The 16,357-nt window shown below is 69.4% G+C and carries 17 protein-coding genes; 7 read left to right on the forward strand and 10 right to left on the reverse strand.

Going from position 1 to position 16,357, the window contains the following annotated elements; translation table 11 throughout:
* Positions 1-38 precede the first annotated feature (38 nt).
* A complete protein-coding gene (gene fabI / locus SK854_RS01810) occupies positions 39-806 on the reverse strand; it encodes an enoyl-ACP reductase FabI (RefSeq protein ID WP_093588011.1) in 768 nt (255 codons plus the stop codon).
* Between the two features lie 46 nt (positions 807-852).
* Positions 853-1,557: a beta-ketoacyl-ACP reductase gene (locus SK854_RS01815; RefSeq protein ID WP_319973173.1), complete on the reverse strand. Its 705-nt coding sequence runs from the start codon at positions 1,555-1,557 to the stop codon at positions 853-855.
* A 108-nt stretch (positions 1,558-1,665) separates the two neighbouring features.
* Between SK854_RS01815 and SK854_RS01820 the strand changes: the two genes are divergently transcribed.
* Entirely contained in the window at positions 1,666-4,248 is a 2,583-nt protein-coding gene (locus SK854_RS01820) for an FAD-binding and (Fe-S)-binding domain-containing protein (protein WP_319973174.1), read from the forward strand.
* A 196-nt stretch (positions 4,249-4,444) separates the two neighbouring features.
* Here the strand turns inward: SK854_RS01820 and SK854_RS01825 are convergent, their stop codons facing one another.
* Positions 4,445-4,762: a hypothetical protein gene (locus SK854_RS01825; RefSeq protein WP_319973175.1), complete on the reverse strand. Its 318-nt coding sequence runs from the start codon at positions 4,760-4,762 to the stop codon at positions 4,445-4,447.
* Positions 4,763-4,912: 150 nt separating this feature from the next.
* On the opposite strand from SK854_RS01825, the gene SK854_RS01830 reads away from it, so the two are divergent.
* The 3 genes from SK854_RS01830 to SK854_RS01840 are packed head-to-tail and all read left to right on the forward strand — an operon-like array spanning position 4,913 to position 7,737.
* Positions 4,913-5,572, forward strand: a complete 660-nt coding sequence (locus SK854_RS01830) for a response regulator transcription factor (RefSeq protein ID WP_319973176.1) — start codon at positions 4,913-4,915, stop codon at positions 5,570-5,572.
* Entirely contained in the window at positions 5,573-6,877 is a 1,305-nt protein-coding gene (locus tag SK854_RS01835; protein ID WP_319973177.1) for a sensor histidine kinase, read from the forward strand.
* Positions 6,874-7,737 (forward strand): TAXI family TRAP transporter solute-binding subunit, encoded by an 864-nt coding sequence (locus tag SK854_RS01840; RefSeq protein WP_319973178.1) that lies wholly within the window; start codon positions 6,874-6,876, stop codon positions 7,735-7,737. The genes SK854_RS01835 and SK854_RS01840 overlap by 4 nt, the downstream gene beginning before the upstream one ends.
* A gap of 9 nt (positions 7,738-7,746) precedes the next feature.
* On the opposite strand, the gene SK854_RS01845 is transcribed toward SK854_RS01840, so the two are convergent.
* Positions 7,747-8,958: an RNA-guided endonuclease InsQ/TnpB family protein gene (locus tag SK854_RS01845; RefSeq protein WP_319973179.1), complete on the reverse strand. Its 1,212-nt coding sequence runs from the start codon at positions 8,956-8,958 to the stop codon at positions 7,747-7,749.
* Between the two features lie 48 nt (positions 8,959-9,006).
* Here SK854_RS01845 and SK854_RS01850 point away from each other — a divergent pair, with 48 nt between their 5' ends.
* Positions 9,007-9,540 (forward strand): dihydrofolate reductase family protein, encoded by a 534-nt coding sequence (locus SK854_RS01850; RefSeq protein ID WP_319973180.1) that lies wholly within the window; start codon positions 9,007-9,009, stop codon positions 9,538-9,540.
* Here the strand turns inward: SK854_RS01850 and SK854_RS01855 are convergent.
* The 5 genes from SK854_RS01855 to SK854_RS01875 form a co-directional block, all read right to left on the reverse strand.
* On the reverse strand, positions 9,525-10,490 hold the full coding sequence (locus SK854_RS01855; protein ID WP_319973181.1) for a VWA domain-containing protein: 966 nt from the start codon (positions 10,488-10,490) through the stop codon (positions 9,525-9,527). The genes SK854_RS01850 and SK854_RS01855 overlap by 16 nt on opposite strands.
* The gene (locus SK854_RS01860; RefSeq protein ID WP_319973699.1) at positions 10,487-11,368 is read right to left on the reverse strand and encodes a DUF58 domain-containing protein; all 882 of its coding nucleotides are present in this window, start codon (positions 11,366-11,368) and stop codon (positions 10,487-10,489) included. The genes SK854_RS01855 and SK854_RS01860 overlap by 4 nt, the downstream gene beginning before the upstream one ends.
* Positions 11,369-11,427: 59 nt before the next feature.
* Positions 11,428-12,477, reverse strand: coding sequence for an AAA family ATPase (locus SK854_RS01865; RefSeq protein ID WP_319973182.1), 1,050 nt, complete (start codon positions 12,475-12,477; stop codon positions 11,428-11,430).
* 62 nt (positions 12,478-12,539) lie between these two features.
* Positions 12,540-13,070, reverse strand: coding sequence for a molybdenum cofactor guanylyltransferase (mobA, locus tag SK854_RS01870; protein WP_319973183.1), 531 nt, complete (start codon positions 13,068-13,070; stop codon positions 12,540-12,542).
* A complete protein-coding gene (locus SK854_RS01875; protein WP_319973184.1) occupies positions 13,067-13,750 on the reverse strand; it encodes a TetR/AcrR family transcriptional regulator in 684 nt (227 codons plus the stop codon). The genes mobA and SK854_RS01875 overlap by 4 nt, the downstream gene beginning before the upstream one ends.
* 77 nt (positions 13,751-13,827) lie before the next feature.
* Between SK854_RS01875 and SK854_RS01880 the strand changes: the two genes are divergently transcribed.
* Entirely contained in the window at positions 13,828-14,736 is a 909-nt protein-coding gene (locus SK854_RS01880) for an ATP-binding cassette domain-containing protein (RefSeq protein ID WP_319973185.1), read from the forward strand.
* Complete coding sequence (locus SK854_RS01885) at positions 14,733-15,476, forward strand: ABC transporter permease (RefSeq protein WP_319973186.1); 744 nt, start codon at positions 14,733-14,735, stop codon at positions 15,474-15,476. The genes SK854_RS01880 and SK854_RS01885 overlap by 4 nt, the downstream gene beginning before the upstream one ends.
* Here the strand turns inward: SK854_RS01885 and SK854_RS01890 are convergent.
* Complete coding sequence (locus SK854_RS01890) at positions 15,463-16,335, reverse strand: oxidoreductase (RefSeq protein ID WP_319973187.1); 873 nt, start codon at positions 16,333-16,335, stop codon at positions 15,463-15,465. The two genes, SK854_RS01885 and SK854_RS01890, sit on opposite strands and share 14 nt — an antisense overlap.
* Between the last annotated feature and the right edge of the window lie 22 nt (positions 16,336-16,357).

Raw genomic sequence — 16,357 nt, forward strand, 5'->3', positions numbered from 1 at the left:
AGACGCCCGATCGCCTCACATGACGAACAGATGTGACGTCAGAGACCGAGGAAGTGCACGCCGCCGTCGACGAAGACCATCGAGCCCGTGGTGGCCGGGAACCAGTCGGACAGCAGGCCGCAGACGGACTTCGCGACCGGCGTGGGGTCGTCGACGTCCCACGAGAGCGGAGCCTTCTCGCCCCACATCTTCTCCAGCTCGCCGAAGCCCGGGATGGACTTCGCGGCCATCGTGCGCACCGGACCGGCGGAGATCAGGTTCACGCGGATGCCGTCCGGGCCGAGGTCGCGCGCCATGTAGCGGTTGATCGACTCGAACGCCGCCTTCGCCGCGCCCATCCAGTTGTAGGCGGGCCACGCCTGGCGTGCGTCGAAGTCGAGGCCGACGACCGACGCGCCGTGCGAGAGCAACGGGCGCGTGGCCTGCACGAGCGCCTTGTACGAGTACGCGGAGACGTGCATCGCGACGGAGACGTCCTCCCACGGCGCGTCCATGAACGGCGCGCCGAGGCAGCTCTGCGGGGCGAAGCCGATGGCGTGCACGACACCGTCGAGGCCGTCGACGTGCTCACGCACGCGGTCGGCGAGCGTGTCGAGGTGCTCCTGGTTCTGCACGTCGAGCTCGACGACGGGCGCGGGCTTGGGCAGGCGCTGGGCGATGCGCGTCACGAGGCTCATCCGGCCGAACCCGGTCAGCACGACCTCGGCGCCCTGTTCCTGGGCGACGCGTGCGACGTGGAAGGCGATCGACGCGTCGGTGATGACACCGGTGATCAGCAGTCGCTTGCCTTCGAGCAGTCCGGTCACTTGATCCAACCCTTTCGCAGTACGAGACAGCAGTAGTGGAGAAAGCTCAGTGGCCCATGCCGAGGCCGCCGTCGACCGGCAGCACGGCACCGTTGATGTAGCCCGCCTCGTTCGCGGCGAGGAACGTGACGGCGCGCGCGATCTCGTCGGCCGCACCGTAACGGCCGGCCGGGATCTGCTTGAGCGCTGCCTCGCGAACCGCCTCGGGCAGGTCCGCCGTCATGTCGGTGATGATGAAGCCGGGCGCGATGACGTTCGCGGTGATGTTGCGCGAGCCGAGCTCCAGCGCGATCGAGCGCGCCATGCCGACCATGCCGGCCTTGGAGGCGGCGTAGTTGACCTGGCCGGCGCCACCGGTGAGGCCCACGACCGACGAGATGAAGACGATGCGGCCGAACTTCTTGCGCAGCATGCCGCGGGAGGCGCGCTGGGCGAACCGGAACGCGCCCGTCAGGTTCGCGTCGACGACCTGGGTGAACTGCTCCTCGCTCATGCGCAGCAGCAGCGTGTCCTGCGTCATGCCCGCGTTGCAGACGAGCACCTCGACGGGCCCGTGCGCGGCCTCGACCTCGGTGAACGCGGCGTCGATCTCTTCCGAGTTCGTCACGTCGCACTTCACGCCGAGCAGGCCTTCGGGAGCGCCGGACCCGCGGTGCGTCACCGCGACCTTGTCGCCCTGCGCCGCGAACGCCTGCGCGATGGCGAGGCCGATGCCGCGGTTGCCTCCGGTGACCAGAACGGACCGACTCACTAGCTCTCCTGAGAATCGCTGCTGGTTGACCGGGTGAGGTTATCGGCTACCGGCAGGTAGACCGGCATCGGCGGAGGCATGTCACATCAAGGCGGGCATGATCGGGTGATGCGGGCCTTTCTCGATCAGCTCCGGCGCGATGTGGACGGCGACGTGCTCGACGACCCGGCCAGCCGGGCCCTGTACTCGGCGGACGCGTCGAACTACCGGCACGTGCCACGGGTGATCGTCCGTCCACGCACGACGGACGCGGTGGTCGCGGCCGTCGGGCTGGCCGCCGAGCACCGGGTGCCGATCACCAGCCGTGGCGCGGGAACGTCCATCGCGGGCAACGCGTGCGGCACCGGCCTGGTGATCGACTTCAGCCGGTACCTGACCGCGTTCGAGATCTCCGGGGACCGCGCCTTCGCCCAGCCGGGCGCCGTGCTCGACAAGATCAACGCGCAGGCCGGCGACTACCTCTTCGGCCCTGACCCGTCCACGCACTCCCGGTGCACGATCGGCGGGATGATCGGCAACAACGCGTGCGGCGCGCACTCGGTGAGGTGGGGCAAGACCAGCGAGAACGTCACGAACCTCCAGGTCCTGACCGCCGACGGCCGCACGTTCGACACGACGAACCCGCCCGCTCTCGCCCTGCCGGACCACGACCCGGCGTGGTTTCCCCAGCTCAGCCGCAGGGTCAGCGGCTACGCGCTGGACGCCCCGACACTCACACAACAGCTCGTCGGCACCGAGGGCACCTGTGTCGTGCTGCTGGGCGCGGAACTGAAGCTCGTGCGCAGGCCGGAGCGCCGCGTCCTGGTCGTGCTGGGCTTCGCGGACACCTACGAGGCCGCCGACCAGGTCACCCAGATCGAGAACGCGCTCGCGATCGAAGGTCTGAACGAGTCGCTGGTGCACAGCGTCCGCACCCGCCCGGACCTGCCAGAAGGGCGCAGCTGGCTGTTCGTCGAGGTCGAGGACGATCCCGAACGCGTCGCCAGGATCACCAGGAACTCGATGATCATCCACGACCCGGTGCGGCAGCGGGCGCTGTGGCGGATCCGCGAGGACGGCGCCGGCCTCGCCACCCGCATGGCCGACGGCAGCGAGGCCTGGTCCGGCTGGGAGGACGCGGCCGTCCCGCCGGAACGCCTCGGCGCCTACCTGCGCGAGTTCGACCAGCTGCTGACCGGGTACGGCCGCCGCGGCATCACCTACGGCCACTACGGCGAGGGGTGCATCCACGTCCGCATCGACTTCGACCTCGCGCACGGCTACCGCGAGTTCCTGCAGGACGCCGCCGACCTGGTCGTCCGCCACGGCGGCAGCCTGTCGGGCGAGCACGGCGACGGCCAGGCGCGGTCCGAGCTGCTCAGCCGCATGTACCCGCCGGAGGCGATCAGGGCGTTCCGCGAGTTCAAGCACGCCTTCGACCCCGGGAACCTGCTCAACCCCGGACGGATCGTGGAGCCGCTGAAGCTCGACGACGACCTGCGGATCCTGGTCGCACCGCCGAAGATCCCGACCCGCGCGGAGTTCGCGAGCGACACTCGGCGGTGCGTCGGCGTCGGAAAGTGCCTCAACACCCAGGGCGGCGTGATGTGCCCCAGCTACCGCGTCACCAAGGAGGAGAAGCACTCCACGCGGGGCCGCGCGCACCTGCTGTTCGAGATGCTCAACGGCGACGTGGTCAAGGGTGGCTGGAGGTCGCCCGAGGTCGCGGAGGCCCTGGACCTCTGTCTGGGCTGCAAGGGCTGCAAACGCGACTGCCCGGTCGACGTCGACATGGCGAGCTACAAGGCCGAGTTCCTGCACGAGCACTACAAGCGGCGGATCCGGCCACGGGCGCACTACGCCATGGGCTGGCTGCCGACGTGGCTGAAGTACGGGCTGGTCAACAGGTTCACCGCGAAACTCGGCCGGTTCGCCGGGATCACGCCGGAACGTGAGCTGCCGACGCAGACCACTCGCCTCGTCCGCCAGCTGCACCCGCTCGGCGAGGGCGATCCGGTGCTGTTGTTCCCCGACACGTTCACGAACCACTTCGAACCGGGTGTCGGCCTCGACGCCGCGAACGTGCTGGCACATCTGGGAAACCGCGTCGAGGTGCCGTCCGCGAACGTCTGCTGTGGACTGACGTGGCACTCGACGGGTCAACTCTCCAAGGCGCGCCGAGTGATCGAACGGACCGCACGGGCGTTGCACCCGTGGACGAGCCGGGGCGTCCCGGTGATCGGCCTGGAACCGAGCTGCACGGCGTTCCTGAGGACCGAGGCCCCGAAGCTGTCGCAGGAACCGTCCGTCCACGCGCTGGCGCGGGCCACCCGGACGTTCGCCGAGCACGTCGCGCCGAAGCTGCCCGAACTCGAGGGCGCCCGCGAGGCCGTCGTGCAGACCCACTGCCACCAGTACGCGGAACTCGGGTTCGACCCGGACCGCGAGGCGATGGCCAGGGCGGGGCTGAAGCCGAAGATCGTCGAGGGCTGCTGCGGACTGGCCGGGAACTTCGGTTTCGAGAAGGGGCACTACGACGTCTCGATCGCCTGCGCCGAACAGGACCTGCTGCCGGCGTTGCGGGGCAACGAGGACGCGCTGGTGATCGCGGACGGCTTCAGCTGCCGCACGCAGATCCGCCACACCATCGAACGCGAACCGGTCCACCTGGCCAGCGCGCTCGCGGCCCGGCTGGGTGTGATCTACCGCTGACCAACCGCGCCCGGCCGTCGTCGTGCGCACGCAGAAGAGGATTGGAGCGTCGTGCTCCAGCGGGGTCACGCAGATCGGGTCGACGAAGCACCTGAAGCACGGTTCCGAGACCGTGGCGTCGGTCAAGTAGTTCAAGGGCTGCAACGGAAGGCGGAGGGCGGTCGCCGCAAGACCGCCCTCCGCGGGGTCTGCTCGATCAGCACCACTCGCCGGCGAGGGACAGCGAGTTCACCCAGCCCAGCGGGTTGTCGTAGTCCTGGCTCGCCACCCACTGGTCGGCGTACGGCGGAATGCACACCTTCTGGTTGGGCAGCACGGCGTAGTGCAGCTCCACCAGGTCGGGCGACGCGTCGCAGTTGTGCCACCAGAGTTGTGTGGGCGCGCCCGCCTCGTAGTGCAGGCCGCACACCGACGCCGTGGTCACGGGCGCGGCGGAGGCCGGCACGGTCAGCGTGAGCGCGGCGGCGGCGAGTCCCGCCGACAGCATCAGCGCACGAGTCTTCTTCAGAAGCATTCAGATTCCCCCAGAACCTGTTGTGATGGAACGACTACGTCCCGTGCATCCGAACGTACGGGAACCTCCGCCCGGCCCGCGGGCAACTTAACCGTCCCTTAGGCGCGTCGCCACGCACACGAAACAGACTTCATGGCTGATACTGCTCCCATGCGGGTGCTGTTGGTCGAAGACGACGACGGTGTCGCCGACGCCCTGGTGGAAGCGCTGCGGGCGAACGGCCATCGGCCTGCCCGCGTGCGCAGGGGCGCCGACGCGCTGATCGCCCACCGCGACGCGGACGTGGTGCTGCTCGACCTCGGCCTGCCCGACCAGGACGGCCTGGAGGTGCTGCGCAAGCTCCGCAAGATCGACCCGGTGCCGGTGCTCGTGCTGACCGCCCGTGGTGACGAACGCACGGTGGTGCGAGGGCTCCGGCTCGGTGCGGACGACTACCTGGTCAAGCCGGTGCGGCTGGCCGAACTGCTGGCGCGCATCGACGCGGTGGCACGGCGCAGCGCGGCCCGGTCGCAGGAACCCGAGGACGTCGTGCGGGTGTCCGATGTGGAGATCGACCTGCAGAGCCGTCAGGTCGTGGTCGGCGGGCGTGAGATCTCGTTGACCACCAAGGAGTTCGACGTGCTGGCGGTGCTCGCGCGGCGCCCCGGCACGGCGGTGAGCCGGCAGCAGCTGATGGACGAGGTGTGGGGCAACGCGTTCGTCGCGGTGTCGCGCACTCTCGACGTGCATCTCACGCAGTTGCGCGCCAAGCTCGACCGGCCGGGGCTGCTGCACACGATCCGCGGTTTCGGCTACCGGCTCGGTGAATAGATGCGGCAACGGCTTCTCTTGGTGCTGCTGCTGTTCTCGCTCTCGGCCGTGACGGCGTTCGCGTTTCCGTTGCTGATGAGCACCGCCTCAGAACGCACCCAGCAGTTCGTGATCAGCCGTACCGCCGACCTGGACCGCTTCGCCACGCTGCCCGTCGACGTCGTGGTGTCCGAGGCGGAGCGCTACGCCGAGGTCTACGGCGAGGAGATCGTGGTCGTCGACGCGTCCGGCACGCCCGTCGTGGAGTCGGGCATGACAGCCGGGGACGTGTCCGCGCAGATCGACGCGGCCCTGCGCAACCAGCCTGCCGCGCCCGTGCCGACCGTGCTGCCGTGGAGCGGCGGCGACGTCCTGTTCGCCCGCCCGGTCGGCATCGGTACGAAGGTCGCGGGCGCCGTGGTGCTGCGGGCTTCCACGCGTGTGGCCGCGCTCGACGTGGCACGGCGCTGGGCGATCGTGCTGGCCGGGGCGTTGCTGGCGGCCTGCGCGTGCGTACTGCTGGCGCTGGTCGTCTCCCGCTGGCTGCTCAGGCCTTTGAAGGAACTCGACCGGGGTGTGCGAGCGGTCGCCGAGGGCCAACGGCGCACGCACGTCGCCGACACCGCCGGACCGGCGGAGCTCAGAGCGTTGTCGGAGTCGTTCAACCGCATGTCCGACGCCGTCGCCGAGGCCGCCGACCAGCAACGACGACTGATCGCCGACGCCTCGCACCAGCTGCGCAACCCGATGGCGGCACTGCGGTTGCGCGTCGACATGCTGCCCTCCAACGGATCACTGCTGACCGAGGTCGAACGCCTGGAGTCGTTGCTGGACGGGCTTCTCGCCCTCGCCAACGCCGAAAGCACCGCCACCGAACGCGCGGCCGGCGGCGTCGAACCCGAACTCGCGGATCTCCAGGTCGTGGCGCACGACCGGGTCGACGCGTGGCGCGCGGCGGCCCAGGCGGAGGGCGTCACGATCACGGTCGACGACCGGGCGCCCGGACTCGTGCGGTGCGCGGTGTCGGACCTCGCGCAGGTGCTGGACGTGGTGCTGGACAACGCCATCAAGTACGGCGGTTCGGAGATCACCGTCGTGTGCGACCGCGCCACGCTCACCGTGCGGGACAACGGGCCCGGCCTGTCCAAAAAGGACATCAAGCACGCCACCGAACGGTTCTGGCGCGGCGACGACACCCGGCGCGGCACGGGCCTGGGCCTCGCCATCGCGGAACGCATCGTCACCGCGCACGACGGAAAGCTGAAGCTGCACACCGACAACGGCCTGGTCGTGACGGTGGAACTGCCGAAGGAGCCGCTGCTGTGAGGCGCCGGACGTTCCTGCTGGGCGCTCTCGCCCTCACCGCCTGCGGTTCCTCGGAGCCGGACGGCACGATCAGGATCGCCGGCGGCGAACCCGGCGGCTTCTACAACGACTTCGCCGCGCTGCTCTCCCGCCTCTCCCCCGCCCCGCTGACCATCACGCCGGTCCAGACCGGTGGCAGTGCCGACAACCTGAAGCACCTGCGCGAAGGCACCGCCGACATCGGCCTGTCCCTGAGCGACAGCGCCCACACAGAGCCCGGCCTCGTCGCACTGGGCCGCGTCTACGAGAACTACCTGCAGCTGGTGGTCCTGAAGTCCTCGCCGTACACGAAGGCCGCCGACCTGGTCGGCAAGCCCGTGTCACTGGGTGCGGACGGATCCGGTGCCGCGCTGCAGGGTTCGCGGCTCGCGCTGGGCGTGCAGGAAGCGCACTACCCGTTGCGCAACGCCGTGGACGCCCTCAAGGCGGGCGAGATCGCCGCGCTGCTGTGGTCCGGTGGCGTGCCGACCCCGGAGCTCGACAAGGCCAGCGGGATCAGGCTGCTGCCGCTCGACGGCTTCCTGCCGAGGCTGCGCCAGGACCACGGCAAGGTCTACGAACGCGTGGACGTCCGCATGGGCGTCTACGGCTCCCCCGTCGACGTCCCCACGATCGGCACGCCGAACCTGCTGGTGTGCCGGCCGGACCTGAGCGCCGAGTACGCGGGCGCCGTCGTGCGGCTGCTCGTGGGCAAGGCCGCCGAGCTGGTGCCGCAGCAGGCGCTCGGCACGCAGTACCTCGACGTGCGCAGTCTGATCGACACGGGCAAAGTGCCCCTGCATCCTGGCGCGGCAGCGGAATACCGGAGGCTGCACGGTTGACCTTTTCCCTCATATAAGGAGGGAATCCCGAAGCTCACGTCTCGGGGCTTTCTGCTTCTTAGCCGACTGCCCGCCCGGAATGCTCCGTTGAGGTCCTACATCGGCTCCACAGACTGTCACCGCCAGCCCGGCGGCCAGGATGTTAAGTGCGGCGTTGACGTCGCGATCGTGGGTAGCGCCACAGCCACAGGTCCACTTGCGTACGTGCAGAGGCATCGTCGCCGCCGTTGTGCCGCAGACAGAGCACAGTTTCGACGACGGGAACCAACGATCGATCAAGACCAGGTCCCGCCCGTACCAGGCTGCCTTGTACTCCAGCATTTGCCGAAACTGGCGCCAGCCCGCGTCACTGATCACACGGGCGAGGCGGCGGTTTCCCACCATGTTCGACACGGCCAGATCCTCGATCACGAGCGCTTGGTTCTCACGCACGAGCCGAGTGGTGATCTTCTGCAGGAAATCAGAGCGTCGATCGGCGATCCGCGCATGAACTCGCGCCACCTTGAAGCCCGCCTTGGCCAGGTTGTTGCTTCCAGGCTCTTTGCGTGACAGTGAACGCTGAGCCTTGGCCAAAGCAGTCCTGTCACGTCGCTCGTGCCGAGGGTTGGCGATCTTCTCCCCGTTCGAGAGCACCAGCAGATGATCGATACCCACGTCGATGCCCACCGCCGAATCGGCACGTGGGAGCGGCATCACCCGAGGGTCCTCGCACAACATCGACACGAACCAGCGTCCAGCTGAGTCCCGCGACACAGTCACCGTAGAAGGCACCACACCGTCCGGCAGTGATCGCGACCAACGGACGTTGAGAGGCTCAGACATCTTCGCCAGCGTCAAGGTTCCCTCACGCCAACGGAACGCCGAACGCGTGTACTCCGCCGACGCGCGCGACCGCTTCCTCGACTTGTACCGGGGATACGCCGCTCGCTTGTCCCAGAAGTTGAAGAAGGCTACTTGTAGATGGCGCAGTGCCTGCTGAAGCGGAACACACGACACCTCGTTCAGGAACGCGAGATCATCGGCGCGTTTCCAGTCGGTCAGCATCGCCGAGGTGGCGCCGTAACCGACCCGTTCCTGGTGCTGGGACCACGCCTCCGAACGGACCTGCAACGCGAGGTTGTAGACCTTGCGCACACAGCCGAACGTGCGTGACAGTTCCGCTGCCTGCGACGCGGTCGGGTAGAAGCGATACTTGAACGCCCGCTTGACATGCCCGCCCACGTTCAGAACCCTAGCGGTCCACTGTGGAACACGATCGAGGGACTTCGGATGATCATCACGATGGCATCGGTCTCGCTGGACGGCTTCATGGAGGGACCCGGCCACGACATCAGCTGGCACGTCGTCGACGACGAGATGCACGAGCACTTCAACACCGGGCTGGCGCGGATGAGCAGGTTCATCGACGGCCGCCGCAACCACGAGACGATGCTCGAAGCGTGGCCGCACACCGATGAGCATCCCGAGTGGCCGCAACCGATGCACGACTTCGGCCGGATCTGGCGGGACATGCCCAAGATCGTCTACTCGCGGACGCTGGAGACCGCCGACTGGAACACCACGGTCAAGCGCGAGGTCGTGCCGGACGAGATCAGGGCGCTGCCCGGCGACAGCATGGTCGGCGGCGCGCAGTTGGTGGGGTCGTTCTTCGAGCACGACCTGATCGATGAGGTCCGGCTCTACCTGAACCCGGTCGCGATCGGCGAGGGCACGCCGTTCTTCAAGAAGCCGATCGCCCTGGCGCTCAAGAGCACCAGGGCGTTCGGGGCAGGTGTGGTCGAGCTGATCTACGGCAGGCGCTGACCGAGCAACAAGGCCGCGGCGGCCGCGAACATCGCCGTCATCGTGCCGAGCAGCAGCCACGGCTTCGACGCGTCGGCCTGCTTCTTCTCGTAGCCGATCTGCTCGCCGAGCGTGTCGTAGACGCGGCGCAGTTCCTCGGCGGAGGCCGCCTTGAAGAACTCGCCGCCGGAGATCTTCGCGATCTCCTTCATCGAGTCGTCGTCGACGGGCACGGACTGCGTCCGCCCCTCGATGTCGACCACGCCGTCCTCGGTGCCGAACGAGATCGTGGAGATCGGGGTCCCGGCCTTCTTCGCGTCCTCGGCCGCGTCGAACGCCTTGCGGGTGCCGACGGTCTCCTTGCCGTCCGTCATCAGCACGATGCGGGCGGGCGGCGGGCCCTCGGCGCCGCCGACGACCTTGCCGAACGAGTCGATCGACGCCATCGCGGCCACCAGCGCGTCACCCGTGGCGGTCGACTGGGCGAGCTTGAGCCCGTCGATCGACTGCGTGACGGCGGCGCGGTCCGTCGTCGGCGCGACCAGCACGGTGGCCGAGCCGGCGAACGAGATCAGGCCCAGGTTGATGCCCGGCGTGAGGCCCTCGGCGAACGACTTGGCGGCCACCTGCGCGGCCTCCAGCCGGGACGGCTTGACGTCCGTGGCCTTCATCGACAGCGACACGTCGACCACGAGCATCACGGTCGCCCGGTTGCGCGGGACCCGCTGCTCGGACGTCGGACCGGCCAGCGCGACCGTCAGCAACGCGAGCGCGGCCAGCAGGAACGCCGCCGGGACGTGCCGCGACCAGCGTTCCCGCTTGGGCGCGACCTTCTCCAGCAGCTCCAGGTTCGTGAACCGCAGCACCCGCTTGCGGCGGACCCGTTGCGCCACCACGTATCCGGCGGTGAGCAGCCCCACCGCGAGCAGCAGCAGGAACCACCACGGGGCGACGAAGTTCGAGAAGCTCAAGCGACACCCCCAGACCAGCGGCGCTTGCGCGCCACCACGAAACGAACCGTGTCCGCGATCCAGTCCGAGTCGGTCCGCAGCACCAGGTGCCCGGCGCCCGCGCGGCGCAGGCCCGCCGCCACCTCGCCCCGGTGTTCCGCGGCCGCGGCGCCGAACTCCTTGCGCAGCAACGCGGACGCGGTCACCTCGCGCTGCCGGCCGGTCTCCGGGTCGGACAGCACCACGGTGCCGACCTCGGGCAGGTCGACGTCACGCGGGTCGACGACCTCGATGGCCACGATGTCGTGACGCGCGGACAACGCGCGCAACGGCCGTTGCCACTCCATGCCGCCGAGGAAGTCGGAGACCACCACGATCAGGCCGCGCCGGCGAGGCGGGCGGCGCAGTTGTTCCAGCAACGCCGCCAGGTCTCCGCGCGTGCCCTCGGGCGCCCGGTCGATCTCGGCGATCTTGCGGATCATGCCGCGTGCGTGCGCCAGGCCACCGCGGGCCGGGATGCGGACGTTCTCGGCACCCGTCGAGACGGCGGCGCCGATCCGGTTGCCACCGCCGCGCGTCAGGTGCGCGACCGCGGCCGTCGCGGCGATGGCCAGGTCGCGCTTCTCGCAGGCGGCGGTGCCGAAGTCGAGCGACGGCGACAGATCGATCGCCATCCACGTCTCCAGCTCGCGATCCGCGACCGTCTCCCGGATGTGCGGGATCGTCGTGCGGGCCGTGACCGCCCAGTCCATCCGGCGCACGTCGTCACCGGGCTGATAGGTGCGCGCCTCGCCCGGTTCGGTGCCCGGCCCCGGCACGAGGCCGAGGTGGTTGCCCTGCAGCAGACCGTCGAGACGGCGCCGGACGTCGAGCTCCAGCATGCGCAGCGCGGCTTCCATCCGGACGCCGCGCAGGATCGGAGGCGCCCACGACGGGCGCTCGGCGGTCTCTTTGTCGCTCACTGCCTACCAGCCGGAACCGGCTGCTGCGGACGGGCCGACACCTGCGGCAACGGCACGATCTGCAGCACGCGGGTGATGATGTGGTCGAGCGGCACTCCGTCGGCCAGCGCGTCGTAGGAGAGCACCAGGCGGTGACGCAGCACGTCCGGGACGACGTCCACGACGTCCTGCGGCAGCACGTAGTCACGGCCGCGCACGAGCGCGAGGCCACGCGCGGCGGCGATGATGCCGAGCGACGCACGCGGCGAGGCGCCGTAGGCGACCCAGCCGGCGACGTCGGTGAGGCCGTGCTCGCCGGGCGCGCGGGTCGCGATCACCAGGCGCACCACGTAGTCGACGAGCGCGTGGTGGACGAAGACGCGTGACGCCACGCCCTGCAGGCGCACCAGTTCTTCCGGGGAGAGGACCTGGTTCGGCGTGGGCGCCTCGACGCCCATGCGGTAGACGATTTCGCGCTCTTCCTCGGCGGTCGGGTACTCGACCTGGATCTTGAACAGGAACCTGTCGCGCTGCGCCTCCGGCAGCGGGTACACGCCCTCGTTCTCGATCGGGTTCTGCGTCGCCAGCACCAGGAACGGGTTCGGCATCGGGAACGTGCGGCCACCGATGGACACGTGCCGCTCGGCCATGACCTCGAGCATCGCCGACTGCACCTTGGCGGGCGCGCGGTTGATCTCGTCGGCGAGCACGAAGTTCGCGACGACGGGGCCGAGCTCGACGTCGAACGTCTCGGTGGACTGGCGGTAGATGCGGGTGCCGAGGATGTCGGCGGGCACCAGGTCGGGCGTGAACTGCACGCGCGAGAACGAGCCGCCGACCACGCGGGCGAACGTCTCGACGGCGAGCGTCTTCGCGACACCCGGCACACCTTCGAGCAGCAGATGGCCCTTGGCCAGCAGACCCACGAGCATCCGCTCGACGAGCCGGTCCTGGCCGACGATGACCCGCTTCACCTCGAACACGGTGCGTTCGAGCAGCTGGGCGTCACGAGCCGGGGTGACGGGCGCCGATGCGTTCGGCGTTGCCTCGGCGGCGGGCTCGGTCACGTGCGGGCCTCCATGCAGAACAGGGTTTTACCGATCGTTGAACAGTCTTACCCCTCGCCTGTTCAACCGCTGTGAAGGGTGTCCAGGTCGGCAGGCGTGTCGACGTCCCTCGCCTCACCGGGCAAAGCGGACACTTCGGCGGGGTTCAGCGCGAGCAGAGTCTTGCGCAACGGCAGGTCCCGCGGCTCTTCGGGTAGGGCTTCACGCAGCTCAGCGACGTTCCAGTAGCCGATCAGCCACTGCACGCGGTCGTCCTTCAGCACGGCGTTGCGGCCGGCTTCGCGCAGTCGCGCGATCGTGTCCTTCGTGAGGCCGGGCTGGTCCACGGCGAGCACCGCGACCCAGTCCTCGGTGACCTTCGCCAGTCCGGCGGCCAGACCGGCGAGCGGACCGCCACCGGGTGGGTCCTCGCGCGCCCAGACGACGCCGGGAAGATCCTTCTCGGGTCCCACAACGACTTTCCGCGCCGCGTCGTCCACAACGGACAGCACGTGGTCGAGCAGCGTGGCGTCCCGATAGGACAGTTCCGCCTTGTCGACGCCACCGAGCCGTTCGCCCTTGCCGCCGGTGAGGATGATCGCCGCGTAGGTCATGACCGTCCTCCGATGTGCGCGGCGACGCCTTCCAGGAACAGGTGCAGGCCGAAGTCGAACTCCGCGGCCATGTCGTCCGCGTCGAGGAGGTCGTCCATGTCGAAGACACCGGCCGCGACGATCTTCGCGAGCGCGGGCATCCTGCGCGGGTCGACGATCTCCCGCAGCCGCTGCCCGTACTGACGGGTGAACTGGGCCGGGTCGTTCTCGAAGCCCTTGGTCAGCGAGATGCTCAGCCACGCCTCGCCGTGCACGAACGTCATCAGGCTCATCACGACGCCGACCTTCTCCCCCGGCTCCAGCGGGGTGTCGTCGAGCGCACCCAGCGCGCTGTCGAACCAGGCGAGGCTCTTGGGGCCGCTCGGCGGGCCGTTCAGGGGGATCTGCAGGAACCACGGACGCTGGCGGATGCCCGCCAGCAGCGCCTTCGCCCAGACCTCGAACTTGTCGCGCCACCCGCCGTCCAGCAACGGGGGCGGATCCTCGAACGCCGCGTCGGCCATCAACCGGAGCAGCTCGTCCTTGCTCTTCACGTGCCGGTAGAGCGCCATCGTCGCGTTGCCCATCTCCTGCGCGACGCGGGCCATCGACACGGCGGCGAGCCCCTCGGCGTCCGCGATCGCGATGGCGGCCCTGGTGATGTCGGCGGCGTCGATGGTCGGCTTGCGCCCCCTCTTCATGCCCTCTAGTCAAACAGATGCGTATGCCATACGCTAATTCAGGTTTTGCGTATGGCATACGCATATAAGGGGGTTCGATGATCGTCGAGACAGAGGGTCTGACGAAGAGATACGGGTCGGCCACGGTGCTGACCGGGCTGGACCTGAAGGTCGCGGAGGGGTCCGTGCTCGCGTTGCTCGGGCCGAACGGCGCCGGCAAGACCACCACGATCCGCATCCTGAGCACGCTGACCAGGCCAGATGGCGGATCGGCGCGGGTGTGCGGGTTCGACGTGGCACGCGAGGCCGCCGCTGTTCGTGGCGTGATCAGCCTGACCGGGCAGTACGCGGCGGTGGACGAGGAGCAGACCGGACGCGAGAACCTTGTCATGATCGCCCGCTTGCGACGTTTCGCCAGGCCGGCGGCTCGCGGACGGGCCGTCGACCTGTTGGAGCGGTTCGGTCTGACCGACGCGGCGGACCGGCGAGTGCGGACCTACTCCGGCGGCATGCGGCGGCGCCTGGACCTGGCGATGAGCCTGGTGGCACAGCCGCGGCTGCTGTTCCTGGACGAGCCGACCACCGGACTCGACCCGGTCAGCCGCACGACCATGTGGGACGCGATCGGCGACCTGGTGCGCGATGGAGTGACGATCTTCCTCACCACTCAGTACCTGGAGGAGGCGGACCGGCTCGCCGACCGGATCGTGGTGCTGCACAACGGGGGCGTCGTCGCGGACGGCACCGCGGACGCGTTGAAGAACTCGGTCGGCGGCACCCGCCTGGACCTGACCTTCTCCTGCGCCGACGACGTGTCGCGGGCTGCGGCCGTGGTCGGCGGGGTGGCCGACGGGCTGACGCTGAGCGTGCCGTCCGACGGCAGCGCGGCTCATCTGCACCGCGTGCTGGACGACCTGCGGGTGGCGCGGGTCGGCGTGCTGCGGGTGTCCGCGCACCGCCCGACCCTGGACGACGTGTTCACCTCGTTGACGGCGGTGGCCGCATGACCGCCTCGCTGACGATGGTCGGCCGCAGCGTCCGGCTGAGCCGCCGCAACCTCGACACCCTGATCATGGCGATCGTGCTGCCGGTGCTGATGATGGCGTTGTTCGTCTACGTGTTCGGCGGCGCGATCAGCTCGACGCAGTCCTATGTGGACTACGTGGTGCCCGGCATCCTCGTGCTGTGCACCGGTTACGGCGCCACGTCCACCGCGATGTCCGTGGCGGACGACATGAAGAAGGGTGTGGTCGACCGGTTCCGCTCGATGCCGATCAGCGGTTTCTCCGTGCTGACCGGCCACGTTCTCGCCTCGGTCGCCCGCAACGCCCTGGCGACGTTCGCGGTGGTGCTGGTGGCGTTGCTGATGGGCTTCCGCCCCACCGCGTCGCTCGGGTCGTGGGTCCTCGCGATGGGTCTGCTGCTGCTCTACGTGCTGGCGTTGTCGTGGCTCGCGGCGGGCTTCGGCGTGATCGCGGGCAGCGTCGAGTCAGCCAGCCTGCTCGGGTTCTTCATGCTGTTCATCCCGTACCTGAGCAGCGCTTTCGTGCCGGTGGCGACGATGCCGCCCTGGCTGCGGGCCGTCAGCGAGCACCAGCCGATCACGCCGGTCATCGAGACCGTGCGCGCGTTCCTGAACGACCAGCCCGTGTCGTCCGGCTGGCTCGCGCTGGCGTGGTCGGGCGGACTGCTCGTGGTGGCCTTCCTGTGGTCCACCTGGTTGTTCGGGCGGATCAGCCGCCGTTGAGGTGTGCGGCGTCGAGGCGGGTGAGCTCCTCGGTCGTGAGGCCGAGCCGCCCCGCCTCGACGTTCTGCCGCAGGTGCTCCGGATCGCCCGTGCCCGGGATGACCAGCACGTGCGGGCCTCTCGCAAGCGTCCACGCCAGCCGGATCTGCGCGGGCGAAGCGTTGCGGTCGTGGGCGATCTCGGTGACCACGTCGTCGTCGGCCGACGTCCCGGCCTCCTGGTTGGCGCCGGTGAGCGCGAAGAACGGCACGTACGCGACGCCTCGCTCGCCGCAGACGCCGACGAAGTCGTCCTGCTCGGGGTGGTGTCCGAGCCCGTAGGAGTTCTGCACGCACACCACGGGCGCGATCCGCTGCGCCTGGTCGAGGTGGTGCGGCTTGACGTTGGACAGCCCGAGGTGCCGGATCAGTCCGTCCTGCCGGAGCGCCGCGAGCTGCTCGAAGTGCGCGCTGACGTCGTCCAGCCCGCTCACCCGCAGGTTGACCACGTCGAGGTGGTCGCGGCCGAGCTGCCGCAGGTTCTCCTCGACCTGTCCCCGCAGCTGCCGCGGCGTCGCGAGCGGCAGCCACTCCCCCTGCGGCGTGCGGCCCGGCCCGACCTTGGTCACGATCACCAGGTCCTCCGGGTACGGCGAGAGCGCGCTGTTGATCAGCTCGTTCGCCGACCGCGTGGCGGAGAAGTAGAAGGCGGCCGTGTCGACGTGGTTGACCCCGAGCTCCACGGCCTTCCGCAGCACCTCGATCGCCTGCCCGCGGTCGCGTGGCTCGGCACGGCGGTCGAACGCCGTCCCCCGTTGCGGCAGCCGCATCGCGCCGAACCCGATCCGGTTCACGGTGAGGTCACCCAGTCGCCACGTCATTCCCACCACTGTGCCAGCCTTG

This window comes from Lentzea sokolovensis (assembly GCF_033949975.1).
Classification (GTDB): domain Bacteria; phylum Actinomycetota; class Actinomycetes; order Mycobacteriales; family Pseudonocardiaceae; genus Lentzea; species Lentzea sokolovensis.